This is a genomic window from Ruminococcus sp. CAG:330, from assembly GCF_000437175.1.
In the GTDB taxonomy this organism is placed as follows: domain Bacteria; phylum Bacillota; class Clostridia; order Oscillospirales; family Ruminococcaceae; genus Ruminococcus_C.
Map to the genome: position 1 here is coordinate 1 of NZ_FR897991.1, position 5,559 is coordinate 5,559.

A 5,559-nucleotide genomic window follows, 5' to 3' on the forward strand; every position below is an offset into this window, starting at 1 on the left:
GAACACCTCGCCAGCTGCGCTCAGCTGGAGCAGCCTAAGAAAGGCAATGCTGCCGTTTCTCCCGAAATGAACCTATCCCTGCGCCATTTTCCGCACACAAAAAACACAAGAGCGTATCTGTTCTCATGCAGATACGCTCTTTTTTGCTTACCCCAGCATCACATCCAGCAGCATCATCACCGCAAATCCCGTGACGATTCCCATAGTCGCCACGTAAGGCTGCGCCTGTTTATTATGCTGGCACTCCGGAATCAGCTCATGCACCGCCACCAGAATCATGGCACCGGCGGCAAACGCCAGCGCAAACGGCAGGATCGCCTGCACCTTGACCACCAGCAGCGCCCCCAGCACGCCGGAGATCGGCTCCACCAGTCCCGATGCCTGCCCGAAGAAAAAGCTCTTCCGTCTGGAACAGCCCTCCCGCCGCAGGGGAATGGAGACGGCTGCGCCCTCCGGAAAGTTTTGCAGCCCGATGCCAACGGCAATGGTGATTGCCCCCATGAGTCCATCCATGGTGCAGCTCCCGCTGCGCAGCGTCCCGAACGCCACACCCACGGCAAGCCCCTCCGGAATGTTATGGAGGGTGATGGAGAAAATCAGCATGAAGATACGGTTCAGACGATCCCCCACGCTTCCCTGCCGGTTCTCCGCCCGCCGCCGCATGCGGGTGACCAGTTTATCCGAGAGCCACAGGAAAGCAGCACCGCTGAGAAATCCCACCGTCACCACCACATAGGGCGGCAGCTTCGAGGTCTCCGCCGCACGTTCAATGGCAGGCTGGAGCAGCGACCAGAAGCTCGCCGCAATCATCACGCCGGCGGCAAATCCCAGCATCAGATTCAGTGCGCCCTGGTTTTGCTTGCGAAAAAAGATCACCGTCGCCGCACCCAGCGCCGTGACCGACCACGTGCCGAGAGTTGCAATCAGTGCATATAGAACAACAATGTGAGTCATGACAAAACCTCCCTGTGTGCAGTATATGTCACTGGACACAGGGAGGTGATTGCGCTTTGAGAGAGATGCCGATTACTCCGGCTTTTGCAGCTCCGCAAGAGCGGCGTAATGCCTGACGGTAAAGTGCTCCGGTGCCAGTTCCTCCAGCATCTTCCGGTGCTCCTGTTCCCACCGGGCGATCTGTTCCGGCGGCAGGGATGCGCCGATGCCACGGCATGCTTTCATTCGTCCGTTCCACGACTCCCGTGTAAACGGCACGTCCAGCAGATATTCCTCGTGGAAAGTCAGGCGCAGCTGACGCTGCATGTCCGGCGAAACGGGAATGGGATGCAGCGTCTCCCCTGCACCGCTCCAATTGGGGCTGTACCGCAGCACCAGCTGTTCGCTGGCGCAGGCAACGGGATCTTCAAAGGGCAGCCACGCCATGCACAGCAGCAGGAGCTTTCCGCCGGGCTTGAGCATCCGGAAAAGCCGTGGGGCGACCTTGGCGTCGTCAAAGTACCAGTAGCACTGGCAGGCGGTGATGCCGTCGAAGGTGTTGTCCGGAAACGAAACGGTTTCCGCCGAAGACACAGTGTAATCAATGGGCATGCCGGCGGATAGCTCCCGTGCCTTGGCAATCTGGTTTTCGGAGATATCCGTCCCCGTCCAGATGCCACCAAACTGCACAAGATTGCGTGGCAGCACGCCGGTTCCCGTTCCCAGATCCAGCATGCGCTGTCCGGCTGTGCCGCAGTTCCGGCGCAGGATGTGTTCGTAGAATTCCAGCGGATAGATGTCCCGAAAACGGGCGTAATCGGCGGAAGTCCTGCCCCAGTCAAAGGCATCTCCGCCGTCAATTTTTGCATTGCGAATTTCCATTTGTGTGTCCCCTTAATGTTCCCATGCGCCGGCATAGACGGAGTCCACGCCGAGGTATTCCTCCAGACAAAGTCCCTTGGACATGATCTCCCTGGCGATGTCCACGCCCACATAGCGGATGTGCCACGGCTCATACTGGTAGCCGGTGATGTCCTCCTTGCCGTCGGGGAAGCGGATGATGAAGCCGTAGTCGGCACAGTGGTCTGCCAGCCAGACCGCTTCCTCCGTCTGTCCGAACGCATCGTCGATGGTGTTGCAGTCGATGGTCAGACCGGTCTGGTGTTCGGAATAGCCGGGGCGTGCGGAAAACGTGTCCGCCTGCTGCCAGCCATAGGTCTCGCAGTAGCTCTCGTACACGTCCACCTGATAGGAATAGCTGCGGAAATCCGAGCCGATATACAGGTTCAGCCCTTCTTGGGCGGCATCGGCGGAGAGCTGGTTGAATGCCTCCTCTGTGGTGGCATCCAGACCGGGGTTATAGTCCTCCGGCAGACTGTAGGACTTATTGACAATGAGCACGCCGTCCACATAGGTGCAGCCGTCCTTCTGCTCCATGTGGCGGACAGTCACAGGGACGGAGAAGTCGCCGGACTGCATCTCGCACTTTCCCTGATGCACGCCTGTGACCACACCGTTCTGATCTACTGTGGCGACGGCGGTGTCGCTGCTCTCCCACGAAACGCTGCTGTCCAGCTGGATCGTGTTGCCCTCCAGCACAGCATGGAAGCCGGAGGTGTCCGCCGGTGCAGTGGCCGGATACCGGGAGGATTCCACGGCGGTGGCTTCCGGTACAGCGGTAACGCTGGTCACGGCAGACTGCGAGGCGATCTCGCTCTGCACCGGAACCGGTGATTTTTTTGGAAACAGGAACAGGATGCATGCGGCATATGCCAGCACCCCAAGACAAGCGAGAATTGCCAGAATCTGAAAGAACTGGCGCACCCGAACACGGGCGTGTTGATTTTTTCTTCCCATTGCAGTTGCTCTTTTCTGTATCATCTATTCAGTGTATACCCCGTGAGAAAAAATTTCCCTGCCTCTGAACAGCTCTATTATACCACATTTTTTTTGCCATTGCAACTACTGTTTTGAGGCGGAGCGGGATGGCTTGTGTCTGATTTTGTGCGTGGGAATATGGAACGCACGTTGAAAATATTCCAATGAAATGTTTCATTTGCGGACACGGCACGCCGTGTCCCTACAAAGTGTGCTTACACGCTCGGAAAGGCACAGCTTGACGCACGCCGCTTTTTTATGCTACAATAAGAAAAAAACAGGAGGCATTGGAGCCATGTATCAAATCATGATCGTAGAGGACGACGCCACCATGGCGGAGATGATGAAGCGCCAGCTTGAGGCGTGGGGACATCAGGTGCACGTGGCGGAACAGTTTCAGGACATTCTGGGGGAGTTTACCGCCTGTGCGCCGCACATGGTGCTCATGGACATCATGCTCCCCTTTTTCAACGGATACCACTGGTGCAGCGCCATCCGTGCCATCTCCAACGTTCCCGTCATCTTCATCTCCTCTGCCTCGGACAACATGAACATCGTCATGGCAATGAACATGGGCGGCGACGATTTCATCCCGAAGCCGGTTGATCCCGATGTCATGATGGCGAAGATTCAGGCGGTGCTCCGGCGCACCTATGACATGGCGGGACGCATCCCCGTGCTGGAACATCAGGGGGCTGTGCTGAACCTCAGCGACACCACTTTGACCTATCAGGGCAAACATCTGGAGCTGACCCGCAACGAATTCCGCATCCTCCAGACCCTGCTGGAAAACAAGGGCAAGGTCGTCAGCCGGGAAGCCCTCATGACCAAGCTCTGGCAAATGGACTGCTATGTGGAGGAGAACACCCTCACCGTCAACGTCACCCGTCTGCGCAAAAAGCTGGAGTCCATCGGGCTGCACCAGTGGATCCGCACCAAAGTGGGCAGCGGCTACTGGATTCCGGCGGAGGGGCAGGCATGAGGCTGCTTGGGCGGTTTCTGAAAGACCGCTGGAAGCTGCTGTGTTTCTTCGCCGGATGCGCCGCCATCTTTGCGGCTGTCTTTTTCCTGTACCGTCTCTCCCTCGAACCGGTGCTCTATGCGGCGCTGCTCTGCATGGCGCTGGGGTTGCTGGTTCTCGCCATCCAATTTGTGCGCTTCTGCCGCCGGCACAAACAGCGCCAGCGAATCTTCCGCCAGCCCGACCTGCTGTATCGGGAGATGCCCGAACCGCAGACGCTGGAGGAGGAAGACGACAACGCCATTTTACAGGCATTCGGCGAGCAGTACCAAAAGCTCCTCGGCGACTGGCAGGCGCAAAAAAGCGACAGCATGGACTACTACGGCGCATGGGTGCATCAGATCAAAACGCCCATTGCCGTCATGAAGATGCTCTTACAGCATGAGGACACCCCGGAGAGCCGCATGCTCTCCGATGAGCTGTTCCGCATTGAACAGTACGCCGAGATGGCGCTGACCTACCTGCGTCTGGACAGCAGCGCCAGCGATCTGGTATTCCGGCGCTGCCGGCTGGACGAGATTCTCCGCAGCGTCATCCGCAAATTTGCGCCGCAGTTCATCAACCGCCGTATCCGGCTGGAATACACCCCCACAACACTGGAGGTGCTCACCGATGAGAAGTGGCTGACGTTCCTGCTGGAGCAGCTGCTCTCCAACGCCGTGAAATACACCAAGCACGGCACCGTCACCATCTCCGTCACGCCGGAAAAGGTCGTCCGCATTGCTGACACCGGCATCGGCATTGCGCCGGAAGACCTCCCCCGCATTTTTGAAAAGGGTTTCACCGGCTACAACGGCAGAGCCGGACAGAAGTCCACGGGACCCACGGGACTGGGGCTGTATCTGTGCAAACGTGCCGCCCTGAAAATCTCTGCCCGCATCACAGCAAGCTCCGTGGTGGGCGAGGGGTCGGTCTTTTCCGTAGATCTCAATCTGCCGGAGCTTCAAGTGGAATAGCAAACGTCTTACAAAAATGTCACTTTCTGCGCTGAAATGTCACACGAATCGATGGCGGCATTTCAGCGCTTTGTGTTATGATATAGATACCACAAAAAAAGGAGGCCATGGATTATGGCAATACTGGAAGTACAAGGATTGAAAAAAATCTACACCACTCGGTTCGGCGGTAACCAGGTACAGGCGCTGTCGGACGTTTCGTTCTCTGTGGAACAGGGCGAATATGTCGCCATCATGGGCGAATCCGGCTCCGGCAAGACCACTCTGCTGAACATTCTCGCCGCACTGGACAAGCCCACGGGCGGCAAGGTCTTTCTGGAGGGACGTGATCTCACTGCGGTGCGGGAAAAGGAAATCGCTGCGTTCCGGCGGGACAATCTGGGTTTCGTCTTTCAGGACTTCAACCTGCTGGACACCTTTTCCCTCAAGGACAACATCTTCCTGCCGCTAGTGCTCGCCGGACTGCCCGTTGCGGAGATGGAGCGCCGCATTGCCCCCATTGCCAAGCGCCTGCAAATCGACGCTCTGCTGGAAAAGTACCCCTATGAAGTGTCCGGCGGACAGAAACAGCGTGTCGCCGTGGCACGGGCGCTCATCACCAACCCCAAGCTGATTCTGGCAGACGAACCGACGGGTGCGCTGGACTCCAAGTCCACCGACAGCCTGCTCCAGGTGTTCTCCGAGATCAACCAGACCGGTCAGACCATTCTCATGGTCACCCACTCCACCAAGGCGGCGAGCCACGCCGGACGTGTTCTCTTCATCAAAGAC

Annotated in this window: 6 protein-coding genes (1 of these 6 only partly in view); 3 read left to right on the plus strand and 3 right to left on the minus strand. The window is 57.8% G+C overall.

Annotation, left to right across the window (positions count from 1 at the left end; genetic code table 11):
• Positions 1-147: 147 nt before the first annotated feature.
• The 3 genes from QZL66_RS01125 to QZL66_RS01135 all read right to left on the minus strand — a co-directional run bounded on the left by QZL66_RS01125 (position 148) and on the right by QZL66_RS01135 (position 2,790).
• Positions 148-954, minus strand: a complete 807-nt coding sequence (locus QZL66_RS01125) for a ZIP family metal transporter (RefSeq protein WP_022409933.1) — start codon at positions 952-954, stop codon at positions 148-150.
• A 72-nt stretch (positions 955-1,026) separates the two neighbouring features.
• Entirely contained in the window at positions 1,027-1,815 is a 789-nt protein-coding gene (locus tag QZL66_RS01130; protein ID WP_022409934.1) for a class I SAM-dependent methyltransferase, read from the minus strand.
• Positions 1,816-1,827: 12 nt separating this feature from the next.
• Positions 1,828-2,790 (minus strand): D-alanyl-D-alanine carboxypeptidase family protein, encoded by a 963-nt coding sequence (locus QZL66_RS01135; RefSeq protein ID WP_022409935.1) that lies wholly within the window; start codon positions 2,788-2,790, stop codon positions 1,828-1,830.
• Positions 2,791-3,106: 316 nt separating this feature from the next.
• Between QZL66_RS01135 and QZL66_RS01140 the strand changes: the two genes are divergently transcribed.
• The 3 genes from QZL66_RS01140 to QZL66_RS01150 all read left to right on the plus strand — a co-directional run.
• The gene (locus QZL66_RS01140) at positions 3,107-3,793 is read left to right on the plus strand and encodes a response regulator transcription factor (RefSeq protein WP_022409936.1); all 687 of its coding nucleotides are present in this window, start codon (positions 3,107-3,109) and stop codon (positions 3,791-3,793) included.
• Positions 3,790-4,788, plus strand: a complete 999-nt coding sequence (locus QZL66_RS01145) for a sensor histidine kinase (protein WP_022409937.1) — start codon at positions 3,790-3,792, stop codon at positions 4,786-4,788. Before QZL66_RS01140 ends, QZL66_RS01145 begins: the two co-directional genes overlap by 4 nt.
• A gap of 114 nt (positions 4,789-4,902) precedes the next feature.
• On the plus strand, positions 4,903-5,559 hold the 5' portion of the coding sequence (locus tag QZL66_RS01150) for an ABC transporter ATP-binding protein (RefSeq protein ID WP_022409938.1). 111 nt of this gene lie beyond the right edge of the window; only the first 657 of its 768 coding nucleotides appear in the window; its start codon is at positions 4,903-4,905; the stop codon falls past the right edge of the window.